14 protein-coding genes are annotated in these 20,839 nt (G+C 70.3%); 1 reads left to right on the top strand and 13 read right to left on the bottom strand.

The features are described from left to right. Nucleotides 1–22 precede the first annotated feature (22 nt). The 3 genes from IEY79_RS10760 to IEY79_RS10750 form a co-directional block, all read right to left on the bottom strand. Nucleotides 23–4,135 (bottom strand): Rne/Rng family ribonuclease, encoded by a 4,113-nt coding sequence (locus IEY79_RS10760; protein ID WP_189107140.1) that lies wholly within the window; start codon nt 4,133–4,135, stop codon nt 23–25. A gap of 237 nt (nt 4,136–4,372) precedes the next feature. Beyond that, nucleotides 4,373–5,155: a TIGR03936 family radical SAM-associated protein gene (locus IEY79_RS10755; protein ID WP_189107139.1), complete on the bottom strand. Its 783-nt coding sequence runs from the start codon at nt 5,153–5,155 to the stop codon at nt 4,373–4,375. A gap of 129 nt (nt 5,156–5,284) precedes the next feature. Continuing rightward, nucleotides 5,285–6,451: a hypothetical protein gene (locus IEY79_RS10750; protein WP_189107138.1), complete on the bottom strand. Its 1,167-nt coding sequence runs from the start codon at nt 6,449–6,451 to the stop codon at nt 5,285–5,287. Between the two features lie 349 nt (nt 6,452–6,800). On the opposite strand from IEY79_RS10750, the gene IEY79_RS10745 reads away from it, so the two are divergent. After that, complete coding sequence (locus tag IEY79_RS10745) at nt 6,801–7,775, top strand: SGNH/GDSL hydrolase family protein (RefSeq protein WP_189107137.1); 975 nt, start codon at nt 6,801–6,803, stop codon at nt 7,773–7,775. Nucleotides 7,776–7,852: 77 nt separating this feature from the next. Here IEY79_RS10745 and IEY79_RS10740 read toward each other — a convergent pair whose 3' ends face one another. The 10 genes from IEY79_RS10740 to folC form a co-directional block, all read right to left on the bottom strand. After that, on the bottom strand, nt 7,853–9,799 hold the full coding sequence (locus IEY79_RS10740; protein WP_189107136.1) for a TIGR03960 family B12-binding radical SAM protein: 1,947 nt from the start codon (nt 9,797–9,799) through the stop codon (nt 7,853–7,855). Between the two features lie 106 nt (nt 9,800–9,905). Further along, nucleotides 9,906–11,519 carry a CYTH and CHAD domain-containing protein gene (locus IEY79_RS10735; protein ID WP_189107135.1) on the bottom strand — a complete coding sequence of 538 codons (1,614 nt, stop codon included), beginning with the start codon at nt 11,517–11,519 and terminating at the stop codon, nt 9,906–9,908. Nucleotides 11,520–11,580: 61 nt separating this feature from the next. Further along, a complete protein-coding gene (rodA, locus tag IEY79_RS10730; protein ID WP_189107134.1) occupies nt 11,581–12,780 on the bottom strand; it encodes a rod shape-determining protein RodA in 1,200 nt (399 codons plus the stop codon). A 3-nt stretch (nt 12,781–12,783) separates the two neighbouring features. Continuing rightward, the gene (mrdA, locus tag IEY79_RS10725) at nt 12,784–15,141 is read right to left on the bottom strand and encodes a penicillin-binding protein 2 (RefSeq protein ID WP_189107133.1); all 2,358 of its coding nucleotides are present in this window, start codon (nt 15,139–15,141) and stop codon (nt 12,784–12,786) included. Next, nucleotides 15,138–15,803 (bottom strand): rod shape-determining protein MreD, encoded by a 666-nt coding sequence (gene mreD / locus IEY79_RS10720; RefSeq protein ID WP_189107132.1) that lies wholly within the window; start codon nt 15,801–15,803, stop codon nt 15,138–15,140. Before mreD ends, mrdA begins: the two co-directional genes overlap by 4 nt. Nucleotides 15,804–15,814: 11 nt before the next feature. Next, nucleotides 15,815–16,774, bottom strand: a complete 960-nt coding sequence (mreC, locus tag IEY79_RS10715; RefSeq protein WP_189107131.1) for a rod shape-determining protein MreC — start codon at nt 16,772–16,774, stop codon at nt 15,815–15,817. 290 nt (nt 16,775–17,064) lie between these two features. Continuing rightward, nucleotides 17,065–18,084, bottom strand: coding sequence for a rod shape-determining protein (locus tag IEY79_RS10710; RefSeq protein ID WP_031231655.1), 1,020 nt, complete (start codon nt 18,082–18,084; stop codon nt 17,065–17,067). 297 nt (nt 18,085–18,381) lie between these two features. Then, the gene (gene ndk / locus IEY79_RS10705) at nt 18,382–18,792 is read right to left on the bottom strand and encodes a nucleoside-diphosphate kinase (protein ID WP_078077347.1); all 411 of its coding nucleotides are present in this window, start codon (nt 18,790–18,792) and stop codon (nt 18,382–18,384) included. A gap of 106 nt (nt 18,793–18,898) precedes the next feature. Next, nucleotides 18,899–19,261, bottom strand: a complete 363-nt coding sequence (locus IEY79_RS10700) for a DUF4233 domain-containing protein (protein WP_189107130.1) — start codon at nt 19,259–19,261, stop codon at nt 18,899–18,901. 4 nt (nt 19,262–19,265) lie between these two features. Next, nucleotides 19,266–20,789: a bifunctional tetrahydrofolate synthase/dihydrofolate synthase gene (gene folC / locus IEY79_RS10695; protein WP_189107129.1), complete on the bottom strand. Its 1,524-nt coding sequence runs from the start codon at nt 20,787–20,789 to the stop codon at nt 19,266–19,268. Nucleotides 20,790–20,839: the final 50 nt, after the last annotated feature.

Here is a 20,839-nt window from a genome sequence, read left to right as displayed (position 1 = left end):
ACCAAACGTTCAGCTCACCCGCTCAGCCATCCGTGGGAACCGACACGGCGGACGCCGATTCGAGCTCGGCCGCCGATGTCTTCTTGGCGGCGGACTTCGAGGTCGTCTTCTTCGCGGTGGTCTTCTTGGCGGCGGTCTTCTTTGCCGCCGTCTTCTTCGTGGCCGCCTTCTTGGCCGTGGTCTTCTTGGCGGTCTTTCGAGCGGTCTTCTTTGCCGGAGCCGAAGAATCCGCTTCGCCGTCGTGACCAGCGTCGGACGGAGCGTCGATCGCGGTGGGTTCGGCCGACGGAGTGGTCTCCGCCGCCGAATCCGAATCCACGACGACGACGGCCGCGTCCTCGGCGCCCGCCGGCGAACCGGCCGGGGCCGACGCCTTACGGGTCGCCCTGCGACGGGCACGCGGCGGCGCCGCCTCGGACGTCTCGCCCGCCTGCGCGTCACCGGCGGGCGTGTCGGTGGAGCCCTGGGACCGTACGGCCTCCGGCTCCGCCGCCACGGGCGGCGCCGACGGCTCGACGACGACCTCGGCCGTCTGCTCCGACGCCTCGTCCGGTCCGGCCGTCCGCGGCGAACCGGCCGGAGCCGACGCCTTCCGGGTGGCCCTGCGACGGGTACGGCCCTGCGGAGCGGCCTCCTCCACGACGGGCTCGGGCTCGGCCACCGGCACGGACGACGCGACCGGGGCCGGCACCTCCGCCGGCTCCTCGGCCCTGGCCTTCGGCTCGGGCTCCGTCGACCTCGGCGAACCGGCCGGAGCCGACGCCTTGCGCGACGCCCGGCGTCGCGAACGCCCGCCACGCGCGGCCGTCTCGGCCTCCGCGACGCTGCTGTACAGCTCCTCGTCGGGCACGAACTCCGGCGCGGGCAGCGCGACCGGGGCGGCGACCTCCGCCGCCACCTCGGCCTCGGACTCGGTCTCCGCATCCGTCAGGACATCGGCCGCCGTCTCGTGCTCGTGGTCATGGCTCTGGTCGTGGTCCGCGCCGGACCCGCCGCGGCGCTTCTTCGCGCGCTTGCCGTTGCCGCCACCGCCCGCGTTGCCACCGCCACCGGAGCTGGTCGGCTGCTCCATGTGGACGATCACGCCACGCCCGTTGCAGTGGACGCAGGTCTCGGAGAACGACTCCAGCAGGCCCTGGCCCACCCGCTTACGGGTCATCTGGACCAGGCCGAGCGAGGTGACCTCGGCGACCTGGTGCTTCGTACGGTCCCGGCCCAGGCACTCCAGCAGCCGCCGCAGCACCAGGTCCCGGTTCGATTCGAGGACCATGTCGATGAAGTCGATGACGACGATGCCGCCGAGGTCGCGCAGCCGCAGCTGACGCACGATCTCCTCGGCCGCCTCCAGGTTGTTCCTGGTGACGGTCTCTTCGAGATTGCCGCCCTGGCCGGTGAACTTCCCGGTGTTGACGTCGACCACGATCATGGCCTCGGTCTTGTCGATCACCAGCGACCCGCCGCTCGGCAGCCAGACCTTGCGGTCCAGTGCCTTCATCAGCTGCTCGTCGATCCGGTACGAGGCGAAGACGTCGACCTCGCTGGTCCACCGGTTCAGCCGGTCGGCCAGGTCGGGCGCCACATGCTCCACGTAACCGTGGATGGTCTGCCACGCCTCGTCGCCGCTGACGATGACCTTGGTGAAGTCCTCGTTGAAGATGTCGCGCACGACCCGGACGGTCATGTCCGGCTCACCGTAGAGAAGGGTCGGGGCGTTGCCGCTCTTCGCCTTCTTCTGGATGGACTCCCACTGCGACTGGAGGCGCTCGACGTCGCGGCGCAGCTCGTCCTCGCTCGCGCCCTCGGCGGCGGTACGGACGATGACGCCCGCGTCCTCGGGGACGATCTTCTTCAGGATGGTCTTCAGCCGCGCCCGCTCGGTGTCGGGGAGCTTGCGGCTGATGCCGGTCATCGAGCCCTCGGGGACGTACACGAGGTAACGGCCGGGGAGCGAGACCTGGCTGGTGAGGCGCGCGCCCTTGTGGCCGATCGGGTCCTTCGTCACCTGGACGAGGACCGACTGGCCGGACTTGAGCGCGGTCTCGATCCGGCGGGGGCCGTTGGCCATGCCCAGCGCCTCGAAGTTGACCTCACCGGCGTACAGGACGGCGTTGCGGCCCTTGCCGATGTCGACGAACGCGGCCTCCATGGACGGCAGTACGTTCTGCACCTTGCCCAGGTAGACGTTGCCGACGTAGCTGGTGGCCTGCTCCTTGTTGACGTAGTGCTCGACGAGCACGTTGTCCTCAAGAACGCCGATCTGGGTGCGCTCACCGTTCTGCCGGACGACCATCACGCGCTCGACGGCCTCGCGGCGCGCCAGGAACTCCGCCTCGGTGATGATCGGCACGCGGCGGCGGCCCTGCTCGCGGCCCTCGCGGCGGCGCTGCTTCTTCGCTTCGAGACGGGTCGAGCCCTTGATGGACTGGACCTCGTCCACGCCCGTACCGGGCTCGGTCTCCTTCGTACGGCGCTCGCGCGGCTCGCGGACCTTGACGACCGTGCGCTCCGGGTCGTCCACACCGTTGTTCTCGGTGTCGGAACCACCGTCGGCGCTGCGACGGCGCCTGCGGCGACGCCGCCGGCTGCTGCTGCTTCCGCCGCCCGACTGGCCGGCGGAGTCGTCGTCGCCGTCGTGCTCGTCGGAGTCGGCGGTGCCGGCGGTGTCCGCGGTGTCGCCGGTGCTCGCCTCGGAGCCGTCCTCGTCGTCGGTGTGCTCGTCCGACTGCTCGTCGGCCTCGGCGGACTCGCCGCGGCGACGGCGACGGCCGCCCCTGCGGCGGCGCCGCGAGGGACGGTCGAACTCGTCGGAGTCCTCGGCCTCGGAGTCGGCCTCGTCACCCTCGGCGGACTGCTCGGTGTCGCGCTCGTCGTCGGTGTCCCGCTCGGGGGCGGAGGCCGGGGCGGGCGCGTGCTCGGCCGGCTCCGCGGACTCGCCGCGGCGACGGCGACGGCGACGGCCCGAGGGCTCGGGGGCGGGCGCGGGCGCCTCGGCCACCGTCTCTTCCTCGATCTCGTCGAGATCGTCGTCGTCCTCGATGTCGATGGCGGCGGCCATCGCGGCTGCCGTCTCGGGGGTCTGGAACATCGGCTCGGCGAAGACAGGCGCCTGGAAGACCGCCACGGCGGGCCGGGTGGCGCGCCGACGCGACCGGTCGGGCGCCTCGGTCTCGGTGTCCTTCGCGGCGGACGGCCCGGAGCCGTTGCGCTGCTCGGCCTTCCTGGCTGCCCTGGACTCGGCCTTCGGCTCCGCCTTGGGCTCGGCCGCGGCCTCCTGCGAACCGCCGGACCTGCGGCGCGAACGGCCACGGGTGGCGGCCTTCTCGGCGGCCGCGACCTGTGCCTCGTCGGCGGTGATCTGGGTGACGGCGTTCGCGGGGAGCGTCTCGCCCTGCGTGATCCCGTCGTCCTCGGCGTCCGCGTCGGCGACCGTCTCGGCGGGAGCGGCGACCTTACGGGTCGCACGGCGGCGGGTGCGCGGCGGCGCCGCTTCCTCGGCGACCGGCTCGGCGACGGGCGCGGGCTCGGCGGCCACCTCGGCCACGGGCTCGACAACCGGCTCGGGAGCGGTCTCGGCGGGAGCCGCGACCTTACGGGTCGCACGACGCCGGGCACGCGGCGGAGCAGGCTCGTCGGCGACGGCGACAGGCTCGGCGACGGCCTCCGCGGCAGCGGGCTCGACAACAGGTTCGATCACCGGCTCGGCGACCGTCTCGGCGGGAGCGGCGACCTTGCGGGTGGCGCGACGGCGCGTACGGGGCGGAGCGGGCTCCTCGGCGACCGGCTCGGCGACGGGCGCGGGCTCGGCGGCCACCTCGGCCACGGGCTCGACAACCGGCTCGGGAGCGGTCTCGGCGGGAGCCGCGACCTTACGGGTCGCACGACGCCGGGCACGCGGCGGAGCAGGCTCGTCGGCTACGGCCTTGACCGCGTCCGTGCCGCTGTCGGCTCCGGCGGCCGACGGGTCGTCCGTCACGTTCGCCGTGGCCTTCGCCCCCTCGGCGGCCTCGGCCGCCGAGGACGGCGGCCCCGCCGGACGCGACGCGGCGCGGCGCCTGCGGCGCGGCGGCAGTGTGTCGCTGGGGCTGTTCAGTTCTTCTTCGGTCTCCCGGGTCGTACCCGGTTCGTTCTGGGACATGCGGGCGGTTCTCCCGTCACGCTCCCGGGCGCCACGCCTGATCCGGTCCGGCCGCGGCCCGCGCAAAGGCGCGATTGCCGCCGTCCGGGGCGCGGGCGCCGCACAGGAGCTGTTATGTCTGGGTCGCCGGTTCCGTACGTACGCGTTGCACGTACGGCCTGGCGAAAGTCTTCGTGGTCGGCACGCCGCCCGACCCAGGTGGCTCCCGAGTCCAAGGGCTGCGCTACAACAACCGTCCTAGGCGGAAACTGCACCTTCAGGCGCCTTCGCGGCGGCGGGTCCGGCGGCCGTGGATGGGCCTGCCGTGACTGCCTCGCGGTCGGGCGCGAGCGGGTCGGTCACCGTTCCGGACTCCTCGTCGAAGAGCCCCTGCGCCAGCCTGGTCACCGCTGCGGGGACCGGCGGCGCCAGGTCGGCCACAGCTCGGAGACCGGAAAGGACGTCGTCGGGTCGAACGGCGGGTGTCACGTGCCGAACAACCAGCCGCAGTATCGCACAGCGCTCGCCCTGCGGCCTATCGGCCTGTGGAGGAAGTGTCCGCAGGCCGACGACGGGCTCCCGGGCGTCGAAGGTCCGCATGCCGTTCTTCGCACGCCGTTCGACCTCCACCACCTCGGCGGCCAGGAAGGCGGCCACCGCGCGCTCGGCCTCTTCGTACTCCACCCCGTCGAGCCGCAGCTCCCACTCGGAGGCGGTGAGCCGGTCGGCGAGTCCCGAGGTACGGGCCTCGACGGCGTCGATGATGTCGAGCCCGGTGGGCAGTGAGTCGTCGAGCAGATCGCGCAGTGTGTGGGGGTCGCGCGGCGCCGCGAGGGCGATCTCCAGATATTCGGCCTCGCTGCCCGTGCCGGTGGGTGCGGCATTGGCGTAGGAGACCTTGGGGTGCGGGGTGAAGCCCGCCGAGTACGCCATGGGGACGTCGGCGCGGCGCAGTGCCCGCTCGAAGGCGCGCTGGAAATCGCGGTGGCTGGTGAACCGGAGGCGGCCACGCTTGGTGTAACGCAGTCGGATGCGCTGCACCGCCGGCGCGGGCGGGGGGCCTTCGGGCTGTCGCTTGCCCAGTGGTTCTTCTCCTCGGTGCGGGGTGCGCGCTGTGGCGCACACCCTCGGACGCGCGGCCGACCGGGCGGTCGGCCCCGGAAACCCGGCTCACACCTGCTTGCGCAGGGAGATCTCGGGTGCGGGTACCGCGCCGGGGACGGTTGTTGTACTTCCCAGCGTACGCGCCCCGTCGAGCGACGCCTCCACAGGCTCGGCCGGGCGCGGAGACCCGACCAGAGCGCGCCAGGCGTCGCGGCGGGCCTGCCTGACCGTCTGCCCCGCGGAGCGCAGCGCACTCCTGACCGCCCGGCCGGTCTCGACGGCGGCCTTCTTGGCCGGCGCCCAGACGTAGTCGCGCACCGCGTGCCCGACGGGCGTGCAGGCGGCGCGGTAGAACCAGCCGGCCGGCTGCCCGACCAGGACCCAGGCCAGCCATCTCAGCCCCCGGCCGATCGCGCGCGAGATCTGTCCGGCGATCCGCCAGGCGACGCCGATGGCGTCGACGATCTCGCGGCCGACGGGGGTGAGGACCGCGCGGTAGAACCAGCTGACCGGGGTGACCAGCAGGGTGACGACGAGCCACACGAGCGCCGTCCAGACACCGACGGCGGCCAGCGCGATGCCCTTGCCGATGCCGGTGAGCAGCCAGACGGTGCCGTGGCCGATCGGGGTGAGAACCGTCCGGTAGAGCCACCCCACGGGCACCACGAGGCCGTAGCGCACCACCGGCACCAGCACATACCGCCACAGCGCCACCCACGGCCAGACGAACAACGCCTTGCCCAGGAACACCAGCACGGCGCCCAGCACATGCCCGGTCGGCGTGAGCAACGTCTCGTACACCCAGGAGCAGACGAAGGCGATGCCATGCCCGATGGGGGTGAGGACGCTCTCGTACAGCCACACCACCGGCACCACGAGGCCGTACCGCCCCACGGGCGCCAGTACATACCGCCACAGCGCCACCCACGGCCAGACGAACAACGCCTTGCCGAGCCACACCAGCGCCACGGCCAGGGCCCGTCCGACCGGGGCGAGCAACGTCTCGTACACCCACGAGCAGGCCACCGCGATCCCCCGCCCGAGCGGCCTCAGCACCGAGCGGTGGACGGCCCTCGCGCCGACGGCGAGCAGATCCCAGACCAGCCGCACCGGGACGACGAGAACGAGCACCACGATCCGGACCGGAATCCGGATCGCCGTGGTCAGACAGCCCTCACCCGGCTCGAATCGCTCGGGTGTCCGCGGCCCGTCCGGTGTCTTGTCCAGATCCATGCCTCAGATGACGCGACCGGCGCCTGCCCGGATCCCGGATCGGCGGCACGGGCCGCGTTCGTACCCGATTCGAGATCCGGACGGGGGACCTCAAGATCGAGAACAGGACAGTGGCCCAGAGCCGCGCACCGAGCCGGGACCGGCACAGTTGATCAAGGGTCTGCCTCGTGTCGCGCACATACCGCCAGGCGCCTGTCAGTTGCCGCATGCGAATCATCAGCACACCGAAACAAACCGCTCGAAAGTAGCTTCTCGCGATCACGCGTGACTGTCCGTAATGGATCTAGTGCTGTGGGTCACGGACTCCGTACGTTCATGGCGGCACCAACGCCGTACACATGGAGGATTCGTGATCCGTATCCGCAAGCGCCTGACACTGCTGGGCTCGACCGCCGCTCTCGTCGCGGGTGCCCTCGTGCCCACGCAACTCGCGGGAGCCGCCCCGGCGACAGCGGCGGCGGCGTACGAGTGGGTAGCCCTGGGAGACTCGTACACCGCCGGGGTGATTCAGGCCGCGGGCGAGACCTTCGAAGTCCCCCGTGACGGCTGCGAGCGCACCGACCAGTCCTACCCGCAGGTCATCGACCGCGATCTCGGGCCGCTCATCGAGCTGACCAACGTCAGCTGCGGGGCCGCCACGATCGACGACATCACCTTCAACGCCCAGGAACCGATCGGGCGCCATCTGCCGCCCTTCTCCGAGGACCCGGACTACCCGTTCCCCCCGGTGCCGCCCCAGTCCGAGGCAGTCAGTCCCGGGACCGATGTGATCACCGTCGGCGTGGGCGGGAACAGCCTCGGCTTCGGCGACATTCTCTTCACCTGTCTCCAACTGGGCTCGGGCACCGGTGGCGTGGGCACACCGTGCCGGGACGACCTCGCCGACAACGTCCCCGAACGGCTGACCCAGGTGAGTCAGAAGTACGACGAGATGCTCGCCACCCTCCAGGAGAGGGCCCCGCACGCCAGGATCGTGACCGTCGGCTATCCGACGATCGTCCCCGACGACACGTCCAAGTGCCGGTACAACGACTGGGAGCAGTTCGCCTCGATCACCCCGGGCGACCTGGACTGGCTCCGCGACGACGTGCTGGAGCCCCTCAACAAGGTCGTGGAGAAGTCCGCCGGCGACCACGACGCGTCCTTCGTCAACCTCTACGACTCCTCGCGGAACCACAGCGTCTGCGACGCGGGCAGGTGGGTGGAGGGCATCTTCACGCGGTTCCCGGACCAGACGGCCTTCGTCCACCCAAACGCCAAGGGCCACCGGAACGCGGCCGACCACGTCACGTCGGCCCTGCTGAACGCACTGAACGTCGGCTGACCCCCCAGCCGTAGGCCCCCCCGGGCCACCCCCAGCCAGCTGCCTCCGGTCCGACAGCCGGAGGCAGCTTCGGGCGTCTACTTCCCCTGAGCGGCCGGCTGCGCCACCGACAGCGGCAGCAGCTTCTTGCCCGTCGGGCCGATCTGGATGTCGAGGTCGAGCTGGGGGCACACCCCGCAGTCGAAGCACGGCGTCCAGCGGCAGTCCTCGACCTCGGTCTCGTCGAGCGCGTCCTGCCAGTCCTCCCAGAGCCAGTCCTTGTCGAGACCGGAGTCCAGGTGGTCCCAGGGCAGGACCTCCTCGTAGGTGCGCTCGCGGGTGGTGTACCAGTCGACGTCCAGGCCGAACTCGGGCAGCGTCTTCTCGGCGCTCGCCATCCAGCGGTCGTAGCTGAAGTGCTCGCGCCAGCCGTCGAACCGGCCGCCGTCCTCGTAGACCGCGCGGATCACCGCGCCCACCCGGCGGTCGCCGCGCGAGAGCAGGCCCTCGACGATGCCCGGCTTGCCGTCGTGGTAGCGGAAGCCGATCGAGCGGCCGTACTTCTTGTCCGCGCGGATCTTGTCGCGGAGCTTCAGCAGCCGCTCGTCGGTCTCCTCGACGCTCAGCTGCGGCGCCCACTGGAACGGGGTGTGCGGCTTGGGCACGAACCCGCCGATGGAGACGGTGCAGCGGATGTCGTTCTGGCCGGAGACCTTGCGGCCCTCGGCGATGACCTTGACCGCCATGTCGCCGATCTGCAGGACGTCCTCGTCGGTCTCGGTCGGCAGCCCGCACATGAAGTAGAGCTTCACCTGGCGCCAGCCGTTGCCGTACGCGGTGGAGACCGTACGGATCAGGTCCTCCTCCGAGACCATCTTGTTGATGACCTTGCGCAGCCGCTCGGAGCCGCCCTCGGGGGCGAAGGTGAGGCCGGAGCGGCGGCCGTTGCGGGTGAGTTCGTTGGCGAGGTCGACGTTGAAGGCGTCGACGCGGGTGGACGGGAGGGAGAGGCCGATCTTCTCCTCCTCGTACCGGTCGGCGAGGCCCTTGGCGACGTCCGCGATCTCGCTGTGGTCGGCGGAGGAGAGCGACAGCAGCCCGACCTCCTCGAAGCCCGTCGCCTTGAGGCCCTTCTCGACCATCTCGCCGATGCCGGTGATGCTGCGCTCCCGGACGGGCCGGGTGATCATGCCGGCCTGGCAGAAGCGGCAGCCGCGCGTACAGCCGCGGAAGATCTCGACGGACATCCGCTCGTGCACGGTCTCGGCCAGCGGCACCAGGGGCTGCTTCGGGTACGGCCACTCGTCCAGGTCCATCACGGTGTGCTTGGAGACCCGCCACGGGACTCCGGACCTGTTGGGGACGGTACGTGCGATACGGCCGTCCGGCAGGTACTCGACGTCGTAGAAGCCGGGGACGTACACCCCGCCGGTCTTCGCAAGCCGCAGCAGCAGTTCCTCGCGCCCACCGGTCCGGCCCTCGGCCTTCCAGGCCCGGATGATCTCGGTGATCTGCAGGACGGCCTGCTCGCCGTCGCCGATGACGGCGCAGTCGATGAACTCGGCGATCGGCTCGGGGTTGAACGCCGCGTGCCCGCCCGCCAGCACGATCGGGTGGTCGACGGTGCGGTCCGCCGCGTTGAGCGGGATCCCGGCCAGGTCGAGCGCCGTGAGCATGTTGGTGTAGCCGAGCTCGGTGGAGAAGGAGAGCCCGAACACGTCGAAGGCGGAGACGGGGCGGTGCGCGTCCACGGTGAACTGCGGGACGTGGTGCTCACGCATCAGCGCTTCGAGGTCGGGCCAGACGCTGTACGTACGCTCCGCGAGCACGCCCTCGCGCTCGTTGAGGACCTCGTAGAGGATCATGACGCCCTGGTTGGGCAGTCCGACCTCGTACGCGTCGGGGTACATCAGCGCCCAGCGGACGTCGCACTCGTCCCAGTCCTTGACGGTGGAGTTGAGTTCACCGCCGACGTATTGGATCGGCTTCTGCACATGCGGGAGCAGAGCTTCGAGCTGTGGGAAGACCGACTCAACAGCAGACATCACGGCGACTTTCGTGGGCTGACGGGGTGACCATTCAGGCTACCCCGAGCGCCACCCGCCCCTCACCGCCCGAGTGCCCGCTCCGGCCCGAGCGGTGGCCCCGCGCTCAGTTCGTCAGTGCCGTCCGCAGCTTCCGCTTCGCCGACTTCCGCCAGATCCGCGGCAGTTCGCGCTCCCGGTCGGCCGCCCGTGCCTCCTCCTCGCCGTACAGCAGTCCCCAGGTGAAGGCGGACTCCCCGGCCGTGTGGGCCTGGATCGCGAGGTCGCGCAGGGCGTCGCGGGCCACCACGCTGTCCTGGTGGTCGCCGAGCACGCTCTGCACGGCCTTCATCCGCTTGGAGAAGCGCTTGGCGGGCTTGCCGAGGGCGGGCTCGGCCGCGTCGGCGGCGTACCGCGCGCGCTTGGCGGCCTTACGGGCGTCGTGCAGCGCCAGGTCGCGCTCCTCCCCCGGTGTGAGCGCGAGCGCGTGCTCGACGCGGCCCGCGAGCCGTTCGTAGTCCTTGACGATCGCCCGGGGCAGTACCTTGACGGGTTTCCTCTCCGCGCGGTTCGCGAGCAGCGGCGGGTCGGCGAGCAGTGCCTCCACGGAGTCCAGCAGGCGCAGGTAGCGCGCGCTGTCGAGTACGCCGAGGGTCTTGGCCCGTGCGTCGGTGCGGCCCTCGGCGTCCCAGATCTGGAGCCGGGCGTGCACAGGGCCGAGCAGCAGGGTCGTGTCGTGGGCGTCCACGCGTTCGATGAGCCGCTCGGCGAGGACCTCCTGGTCGCGGTCGACGCCCAGCTCGCCCGCGAGCCACTTCAGCTCGGCGCCGATGGGCCGGGTGGCGTCCCGGTCGAGCACCTTCTTGTACGTACGGAACGCGGAGCGCATCCGGCGGGTGGCCACCCGCAGCTGGTGCACCGAGTCCGGCAGGTCACGGCGGACGGCGGGGTCGTACGAGATGATCGCGTCGGCCTGCTCGCGCAGATAGGCCAGGACGTGGTCCCCGGCGGTGACCGGCGTGCGCACGGTCGCGCGGGCGGGCCTGCCCGGCCTCCGGTCCGCCTTCCCCCGGGGCGCGGTGCCGGCGGGCGCGGTGTCGAGGGGCGCGGTGTCGGCGAGGGCCCTGGCGAGCTTCGACTTGGCCGACGCCGGGCGCACTCCCGCCTTGCGGAAGACCTTCGCCACGGCGTCGAGCAGCGCCGGATCGCCGTCGTCGGCCAGCTCCACCTCGACCTCGGTCCAGTCGGCGCTGCCGCCCCCGGCGGACAGGCGTTCGGCGCGGACGGTGTCCACGGCCACTTCGGCGAGTGTCCGGCCGGCCTCGTCGACCAGCAGGCTGATGTCGCGCGAGGTCCGCAGCCGTACGACGGGGGCCAGCTCCGCGCCGCGCACCCGCGAGCGCACCAGCGAGGCGAGCTCGTCGGGGAGGGTGTCGGAGAGCGGCGCCTGGAGCTCGTCGCGGACACCGTCGCCGACGGGGAACTTCAGGTGCCATCCCGCGTCGTCGCCGCCGGTGCGGCGACGGAGCGTCAGGGTGTCGGCGATCAGCCGCAGGTCAGGGGTGTCGTAGTAGACGGCGTCCAGCTCGGTGACGCCCCGCACGGTGACGGCTGAGACCGCCGGCACCTTGGTGAGATCCGGCAGGAGCGAACGGCCACGTGGTTCCGAGCCGCTGCCGCCGGCCTCCGGCGGCGTCGGGAGTTCGTACTTACGCTCGATCTCTCGCTTTGTGTCCACCATCTTCACAAACGTAGTCGCAGGGGCCGCCGAGTGGCAGCCCCTGCGACACCGACCCGCCGGATCAAGCCGTTATCGGCCGCTGGACCCTGATCGACTCAAGCAGGCCGACCGCGATCCAGACCGCGAACATCGACGTGCCTCCGTACGACACGAAGGGCAGCGGCAGACCCGCCACGGGCATGATCCCGAGCGTCATCCCGACGTTCTCGAAGGACTGGAAGGCGAACCAGGCGATGATCCCGGCCGCCACGACCGTCCCGTACAGCTCGGTCGTCTCCCGGGCGATCCGGCAGGCGCGCCACAGCACCACACCGAGCAGCAGCAGGATCAGCCCGGCGCCGACGAAGCCCAGTTCCTCGCCGGCGACCGTGAAGACGAAGTCGGTCTGCTGCTCGGGGACGAACTGCCCGGTGGTCTGGGACCCCTTGAAGAGCCCGGTGCCGGTGAGCCCGCCCGAACCGATCGCGATCCGCGCCTGGTTGGTGTTGTAACCGACGCCGGCCGGATCGAGCTCCGGGTTGGCGAAGGCGGCGAAGCGGTTGATCTGGTACTCGTCGAGCACGCCGAGTGCGGCGACCGCGACGGCGCCCACGACACCGGCGCCGACGAGCCCGAAGATCCACCGGTTGGACGCCCCGGAGGCGAGCAGGACGCCGAGCACTATCACCGCCATGACCATGACCGAGCCGAGGTCCGGCATCATCATGACGATCACGATCGGGACGACCGCGAGCCCGAGGGACTTGGCGACCGTCCGGTGGTCCGGATGGACCTGATCACCGGCGTCGACTCTGGCCGCGAGCATCATCGCCATCCCCAGGATGATCGTGATCTTCACGAATTCCGAGGGCTGGAGGGTGAAGCCGCCGCCGAGCACGATCCAGGCGTGCGCGCCGTTGATGGTGGCGCCGAGCGGGGTGAGGACCAGCAGCACGAGGACGACGGAGATGCCGTAGAGCACCGGCACCGCGCCGCGCAGGGTGCGGTGGCCGAGCCAGATCGTGCCGATCATCAGGGCCAGCCCGATGCTCGTGTTCAGTATGTGGCGGAAGAGGAAGTGGTACGGGTCGCCCGAGTTGAGATCCGTACGGTTGCGGGTCGCCGACCAGACGAGCACCGACCCGACCGCCGAGAGCGCGAGCGCGGAGAACAGCAGCGGCCAGTCCAGCCTGCGCGCCAGGGAGTCGCGGGCCGCGATCGTGGCCCACAGCCCGCGCTCGGGACCGTATCCGGAGACGGAGAAGCCGCTCGTGCCGGCCATGCGTCAGTCCCTCCGCGCGGGTGCGCCCGCGAGCTGTCCGTTGTCGTTCGGTGACCGCCCGGGACCCGCCGGTGGCTGCCCGGCGTCGGGCTCCTGGCCGTTGTCCGGTGCCTGGCCCGCGTCGGGCGCCTGCCCGGTGTCGCCGGGGGCCTGTCCGGTGCCCGGTGCCTGGCCCGTGTCGCCCGGGGCCTGCGGCACCAGGCCGTTGTTGTCCCCGGCCGGCGCGATCTCGTTGCCGTCCAGCGGCCTCTTGTCCGGTACGAACGGCTTGATGGTCGGCGCGTCGATCGTGCCGTCAGGCTCGATCCTGGGCAGTGCCTTGCGCGGCTTGGGCATCAGGGCCTTCTTGAGGTTCTGGCCGCCCTTGGCGTCGAGGCCGTACATCGCCTCGTAGATCTTGCGCACGGCGGGACCCGAGGCTCCGGAGCCCGTACCACCCTGGGAGATCGTCATGACGATCGTGTAGTCCTTGGTGTACGAGGCGAACCAGGAGGTCGTCTGCTTGCCGTAGACCTCGGCCGTACCCGTCTTGGCGTGCATCGGGATCTTGTCCTGCGGCCAGCCGCCGAACCGCCAGGCGGCCGAACCGGTGGTCGCCACTCCCGCGAGGGCCTTGTCCAGCTGGTCGCGGAGCTTGTCGTCGACCGGCAGCTTGCCGTGCGACTTGGGCTTGATCTCCGTGACCTTCTTGCCGTCGGGGCTGACGATCGCCTTGCCGACGCTCGGGTCGTACATCGTGCCGCCGTTGGCGATCGCCGCGTAGATCGTGGCCATCTGGATCGGGGTGACGAGCGTGTCGCCCTGGCCGATCGAGTAGTTGACCGCGTCACCGGCGCGCATCTGGTTGCCTTCGAGGCAGCCCTCGTACGCGAGTTGCTCGACGTACGTGCCGCCCTTCTTGCCCTGCTTGCACCAGCCGGCCTTGTTGGCCTCCCAGAAGTTCTGCTTCCACTGGCGGTCCGGGATACGGCCGGCGACCTCGTTGGGGAGGTCGATGCCGGTCTCCTTGGCGAGGCCGAACTCCTTGGCGGTCTTGTAGAAGTAGTCGTTGGCGCCCTTCTTGGGCTTGTTGCCGCCGTCCTTCTGCCACTCCTTGTGCGCGAGACCGTAGAAGACGGTGTCGCAGGAGACCTCCAGCGCGCGCCCGAGGTCGATGCTGCCGTAGCCCTGGGACTCGAAGTTCTTGAAGACCTGGCTGCCGATGGAGTACGAACTGGGGCACGGGTAGCTGCCGTCGAAGTCGTAACCGGCCTTGACCGCCGCCGTCGAGGAGATGACCTTGAAGATCGAGCCGGGGGCCGCCTGCGACTGGATCCCCCGGTTCAGCAGCGGGAAGTTGGACTTCTTGCTGGTGAGCTTGGCGTAGTCCTTCGCGGAGATCCCGCCGACCCAGGCGTTGGGGTCGTACGTCGGCTGGGACGCCATGGAGACGACCCGGCCGGTCTTGGACTCCAGCACCACCACGGCGCCCGCGTCGGCCTTGTAGTTCTGGTTGGTGTTGCGGTCGTGCTCCTTGCGCGCGGCCTTCATCGCCTCGCTGAGCTCGTACTCCGCGACCGCCTGCACGCGCGCGTCGATGGAGGTGATGATGTTGGAGCCCGGCTCGGCCTGGTCGCTCTTGGCCTGACCGATGACCCGGCCGAGGTTGTCGACCTCGTAGCGGGTGACACCCGCGTCTCCGCGCAGGTACTTGTCGTACGTGCGCTCCAGACCGGAGCGGCCGACCTGGTCGGAGCGGAGGAACGGCGAGTCGGTGTCCTGCGCCTCGGTGATCTCCTCGTCGGTGACCGGCGAGAGATAGCCGAGCACCTGGGCCGTGTTGGCCTTGCCCGGCGCGGCGTAGCGGCGCACGGCGGTCGGTTCGGCGGTGATGCCGGGGAAGTCCTCGGCGCGCTCGCGGATCTGGAGGGCCTGCTGGGTGTTGGCCTCGTCGGTGACGGGGATGGGCTGGTACGGCGAACCGTTCCAGCAGGGCTGCGGCGTCTTGTTGTCGCAGAGCCTGACCTTGTCCCCGACCTCCTTGGGCGTCATGCCGAGGACGCCGGCGAGGCGGATGAGGACGGCCTTCCCCTTGTCCTGCATCTTCATCAGTTCGGTGCGGCTGGCGGAGACGACGAGCCGGGTCTCGTTGTCGGCGAGCGGCACGCCCTGCGAGTCGAGGATCGAGCCGCGGACGGCGGGCTGGACGACCTGCTGCACATGGTTGTTCTTGGCCTCGTCCGTGTACTCCGCGCCGTTGCGGACCTGGAGGTACCAGAGCCGTCCGCCGAGGGTGAGCAGGAGCGAGAAGACAAGGATCTGGATGACGACGAGCCGGATCTGGACCCTGGGCGTCCGTCCGGTCTCCGGAATGTTGCTCACAGTCGTTTGACCCCCTTGATCCGTCCGGCACGGGCCGCGCGCGACCTCGCCGTCTTCATGCGCAGCCCCCCGCGCTGGTTCCCGATCTTCAGTCCGGTCCCCGCCGCCAGCCAGCCGGAGGCGACGTCACTGCCGCCGCTCGACTTGTCGGCGAGCGGGTCGTTCTCCGCGCGTCTGGCCAGTGCCATGATCAGCGGAACGGTGAACGGTGCGAGCAGCAGGTCGTAGATGGCCGACGTGACGACCAGGTTGGTGAGGCCGACATGGCGGGCGGCGGTGTCACCGACGAGGGCGCCGACCCCCGCGTACAGCAGCGTGGTGGTGACGGCGGCGCCGACCACCACGACCATCGGGCCCAGCGCGGTGCGCGGTTGGCCGTGGTCGGGCTTGGCGAGTCCGGCGAGATAGCCGATCACGCAGAGCACCAGTGCGTACCGTCCCGCGGCGTGGTCGGCGGGCGGGGCGATGTCGGCGAGGAGTCCGGCGCCGAAGCCGATGAGCGCGCCGCTGGTGTGGCCGTAGACCAGGGCGAGCGCGACGACGACGAGGAGCAGCAGATCGGGTACGGCTCCGGGGAGTTGGAGCCGGGCGAGTACGGACACCTGGACGACCAGCGCGACCACGACCAGGGTGACGGAGAGCAGCATCCGGTTGAAGCGCATGGGGATCAGCTCTACTCCTGCTCGTTGACCTGACCGTCGCCCGGCACTTGCTGGCCGTTGGGCGACGGGGTGGCCGTGACAGTGACGGTCGGGGTGGGCTTGGGCTTGGCGGGCTTCTTCGGCAGGACCATGTCGCGCGGGTCCTCGCGGGGTGCCTGGACGACGACGCCGACGATGTCGAGCTTGGTGAAGCCGACGTACGGGCGGACGAAGATGTCGCGCGTGAGGTCGCCGCCGGAGGGGTCGACGCGTACGACCTGACCGACCGGCACTCCGGGGACGAAGGGCCGGTCCTTGCTGGATCCGAAGGTGACCAGCCGGTCGCCGCTCTTCACCTTGGCCTTGCCGTTGAGGAGCTGCACGTTGAAGGGCTGGTCGCCCTGACCGGTGGCGAAGCCGAGCTCGTCGGAGTTCTCCATCCGGGTGCCGACGGTGAAGTCCGGGTCGTTGGCGAGGAGTACGGTCGCGGTGCCGGGGCCCACGGTGGTGATACGGCCGACGAGCCCGTCCCCGTTCAGTACGGTCATGTCGCGCTTGAGGCCGTCGGCGGCGCCCGCGTCGATGGTCACGGTCCAGGAGAAGCCCTGGGCCGCTCCTATGGCGATGACCTCGGCGGCCTTGATGCCGTACTGGCCGGCGCCGGCGGTCTTCAGGAGCTTGTCCAGCTCCTTCACGCGGCTGCGGTTGCGGTCGTCGCTGCCGAGCCGCTGCTTGAGTGCCGCGTTCTCCCGCTCCAGAAGACTGACGCGGTCGTGCCGCTCACCGGAGTCCCGTACGGCCCCGATGGCGTTGCCGACCGGGTCGACGGCCTTGGAGACCCCCTCCTGGACGGGTCCGAAGACCGAGGCCGCGGCTCCCCGGGCACCGTCGACGGGTGACGCCTCTCCCCCGCGGATATCCACCGTGATCAGTGCGAACGCGATGGCGATCAGCAGCACCAGGAGCAGCCGGCTCTCTCGTGTGTCCCTCACGTGCGGCGGCCGTGCCTTCCTCGTTGGAATGCCTCGTCGGATATTTTCGTGCGAATCGACGGAATCCCCCGTAAGGGATTCGTCTCAATTGGCGCATCGGATTGGTCTTGTCTGTATATCAACGATCCACCGGCGAGGACGTCAGCGTTCCATATGGGGTGTCCCCCGGGCCTGTTGGGCCCGGGGGGTATTCGCCCTTTTCATGATCTGCGCGGAGTCGGATGTATCCCGGCGGCGCGGTCGGGCGGGTCGTTCGTCGGTCGGTCAGTGGGCGGTCGGTCGGCGATACGTCATCTGCGCGGCGAGGCGTCGAGCACCTGCTGAAGGGCTTCGAACTCCTCGACGCACTTGCCGGAGCCGAGAGCCACCGAATCCAGCGGGTCCTCGGCGATGTGGATGGGCATGCCGGTCTCACGGCGCAGCCGCTCGTCGAGGCCGCGCAGCAGGGCGCCGCCGCCGGTGAGGACGATGCCGCGGTCCATCACGTCGCCGGAGAGCTCCGGCGGGCACTTGTCGAGCGTGGTCTTCACCGCGTCGACGATGGCGTTGACCGGCTCCTCGATGGCCTTGCGGACCTCGGCGGCCGAGATGACGACGGTCTTCGGCAGCCCCGACACCAGGTCGCGGCCGCGGATCTCGGTGTGCTCGTCCTTGTCGAGGTCGTAGGCCGAACCGATGGTGATCTTGATCTGTTCGGCGGTGCGCTCACCGAGGAGGAGCGAGTACTCCTTCTTGATGTGCTGGATGATCGCGTTGTCCAACTCGTCGCCGGCGACCCGGATCGACTGAGCCGTAACGATTCCGCCGAGCGAGATCACCGCGACCTCTGTGGTGCCGCCGCCGATGTCCACGACCATGTTGCCGGTCGCCTCATGGACGGGAAGACCCGAGCCGATGGCGGCGGCCATGGGCTCTTCGATGATGTGCACCTGACGGGCGCCCGCCTGGGTGGACGCCTCGATGACGGCGCGTCGCTCGACTCCCGTGATGCCGGAGGGCACACAGACGACGACCCGCGGGCGGGCCAGATAGCGACGCTTGTGGATCTTGAGAATGAAGTAGCGCAACATGCGTTCGGTGATCTCGAAGTCGGCGATCACGCCGTCCTTCAGTGGCCGGACGGCAACGATGTTGCCCGGTGTCCGGCCGATCATCTTCTTCGCTTCGGCGCCGACCGCGAGGATGCCGCCCGTGTTGGTGTTGATGGCGACGACGGACGGCTCGTTGAGCACGATCCCCCGACCCCTGACGTACACCAGCGTGTTGGCGGTCCCGAGGTCGACAGCCATGTCACGGCCGATGAACGACATCTTGTTCCCCATGAGGATGCGTCTGGCCTTCCCAAATCGAGCATTGACGGCTTTTCAGGATGGCGAGGTGGATGCTGTGGCGTGGAGGCTTCCATCGTAGTGCCGCCCGTACTGAAGCGGCGCGGTAGATCTACCTGTTGATCCACCTCTAATAGAGGTGACGAGGTGTCGCAGCCATGCGTTCCCGATCTGGCTCCGCATATGCCGGGGGTGGCCGAATTCCGTCGGTCGCCGCAGGCGCCCTCAGCGCTGTCTGGCTGACATCTGATCAGAAAAGACCAGGGTAAGGGGTGTCTTTCAGTGCTCGGGAAAGAAAAGTTTCAGTTCCCGAATGGCGGACTCCTCGGAGTCCGAGGCGTGGATGAGGTTCTCCCGGACAATCGTGCCGAAGTCCCCCCGAATGGACCCCGGTGCTGCGGCGATCGGGTCAGTGGGACCCGCCAGGGCGCGTACGCCCTCGATGACGCGCTCGCCCTCGACGACCAGCGCGACGACCGGACCCGACGCCATGAACTCGATCAGCGGCTCGTAGAACGGACGGCCCTTGTGCTCCCCGTAGTGCTGCTCCAGCGTGCCCTCGTCGAGCGTACGCAGCTCCAGCGCGGTGATGCTCCAGCCGGCCTTGCGCTCGATGCGGCCGATGATCTCTCCCACCAAAGCGCGACGGACGGCGTCCGGCTTGAGGAGGACGAGAGTGCGCTGGGTCATGGTGTGCGGCTCCTTGTGGGCATTCGCTGCTGGCAAACGGGTGAAGTGGTGTGAGGCTACAGGTGCGCGTGGGGCGAGCCGTACCCGGTCCGGGTACGGCACGCCCCTAGGTCCCCGGCTCCGCCGACGTCTGCGCGGCGGCCTGCTCGGCCCATCGCGCCTTCGCCGTGTCGATCTTGCGTCCGAAGTGCACCGAGGCCCACCACAGCGCGCCGAAGAGCACCCCGAGGAAGAACATCACCGGCACGATGAAACCGCCCGCGACCAGCGCGACCTGGAACGCCCAGCCGAGCTGGACCCCGCCCGGCCTGGTGATCACTCCGCACAGCAGCAGGGACAGCAGCATCGCGATGCCGCAGACCGTCCACACGGTGGCCATCGACAGGTCGTCGGACTTCATGGCGACGAGCCCGGCGAAGCCGATCACGAAGAACTCGCCGATCAGCGTCGACGCGCAGAGCGTACGCATGCGATTAGCCCCTTCCCAGAAGCAGCCGGGCCTCGCCGACCGTGATCACCGAACCGGTCACCAGCACCCCGGCGCCCGCGTACTCCTCTTCCTCCTCGGCGAGCGTGATCGCCGCCTCCAGCGCGTCGTCGAGCCGCGGCTCGACCTGCACACGGTCGTCGCCGAACAGTTCCACCGCGACGGTCGCCAGATCGTCCGCGCTCATCGCCCGGTCGCTGGAGTTCTCCGTGACGACGATCTCCGCGAAGACCGGCTCCAGGGCTTCGAGGAACCCCCGGACATCCTTGCCGGCGCTGGCACCGACGACCCCGATCAGTCTGCTGAAGCCGAACGACTCACCGACGGCCGACGCCACGGCCCGCGCGCCCGCCGGATTGTGCGCCGCGTCCAGGACCACCGTCGGCGAGCGCCGTACGACCTCCAGCCGGCCCGGCGAGACCACGGAGGCGAACGCCGAGCGCACCGTGTCCAGGTCCATGGGCCGGGCCTGTTCCGCGCCGATCCCGAAGAACGCCTCGACCGCCGCCAGGGCCACCGCGGCGTTGTGCGCCTGATGCGCGCCGTACAGCGGGAGGAAGATCTGCTCGTACTCGCCGCCCAGGCCCCGCAGCGTCAGCATCTGGCCGCCGACCGCGACCTCGCGGGAGACGACGCCGAACTCGATGCCCTCGCGGGCCACCGTCGCGTCCACGTCGACGGACCTCTTCAGCATCACCTGAGACGCGTCCACCGGCTGCTGCGCCAGGACGACCGTGGCGCCCTGCTTGATGATCCCGGCCTTCTCCACGGCGATCTCGCCCGGCGTGGAGCCCAGCCTGTCGGTGTGGTCCAGGTCGATGGGGGTGACGACGGCGACGGAGGCGTCGATGACGTTCGTCGCGTCCCAGCTCCCGCCCATGCCGACCTCGACGACCGCCGCGTCCACCGGGGCGTCCGCGAAGGCCGCGTACGCCATACCGGTGAGCACCTCGAAGAAGGAGAGCCGGTAGTCCTGCGAGCCGTCCACCATGTCGACGTACGGCTTGATGTCCTCGTACGTCTCGATGAACCGCTCCGCGGAGATCGGCTCGCCGTCGAGGCTGATCCGCTCGGTGACGGAGGAGACGTGCGGGCTGGTGTAGCGGCCGGTGCGCAGGTCGAAGGCGCCGAGCAGCGCCTCGATCATGCGGGCCGTGGACGTCTTGCCGTTGGTGCCGGTGATGTGGATCGACGGATACGCCCGCTGGGGGTCGCCGAGCACGTTCATCAGCGCCTCGATGCGGGTGACCGAAGGCTCCAGCTTGGTCTCGCCCCAGCGGCCGGCCAGCTCCTGCTCGACGGCGCGCAGCGCCTTGTCGACCTCCGGGTCGGCGGGCCGGGACGGGACGCCGTCGCTCTGCGGGGCGCCCGTCCGGGCGCGCAGCGTACGGCTTCCGGCCTCGATCACGGCCAGGTCGGGGTCGCGGGTGGTCTCGGCGTGGACGATGTCGTCGAAGTCGTCGTCGTACTCGCCGGGCTGGTCAGGCTGGTCGGGCTGGTGCTCGCTCACGGGACCAGTCTACGGAGCGGGTACGGCACAGACGCCGCCCCGCCCCGTCA

It is taken from the genome of Streptomyces camponoticapitis (assembly GCF_014646115.1).
GTDB lineage: Bacteria > Actinomycetota > Actinomycetes > Streptomycetales > Streptomycetaceae > Streptomyces > Streptomyces camponoticapitis.
Note: the sequence above shows the minus strand (reverse complement) of the source record. Positions and strands in the feature narration are given on the sequence as shown.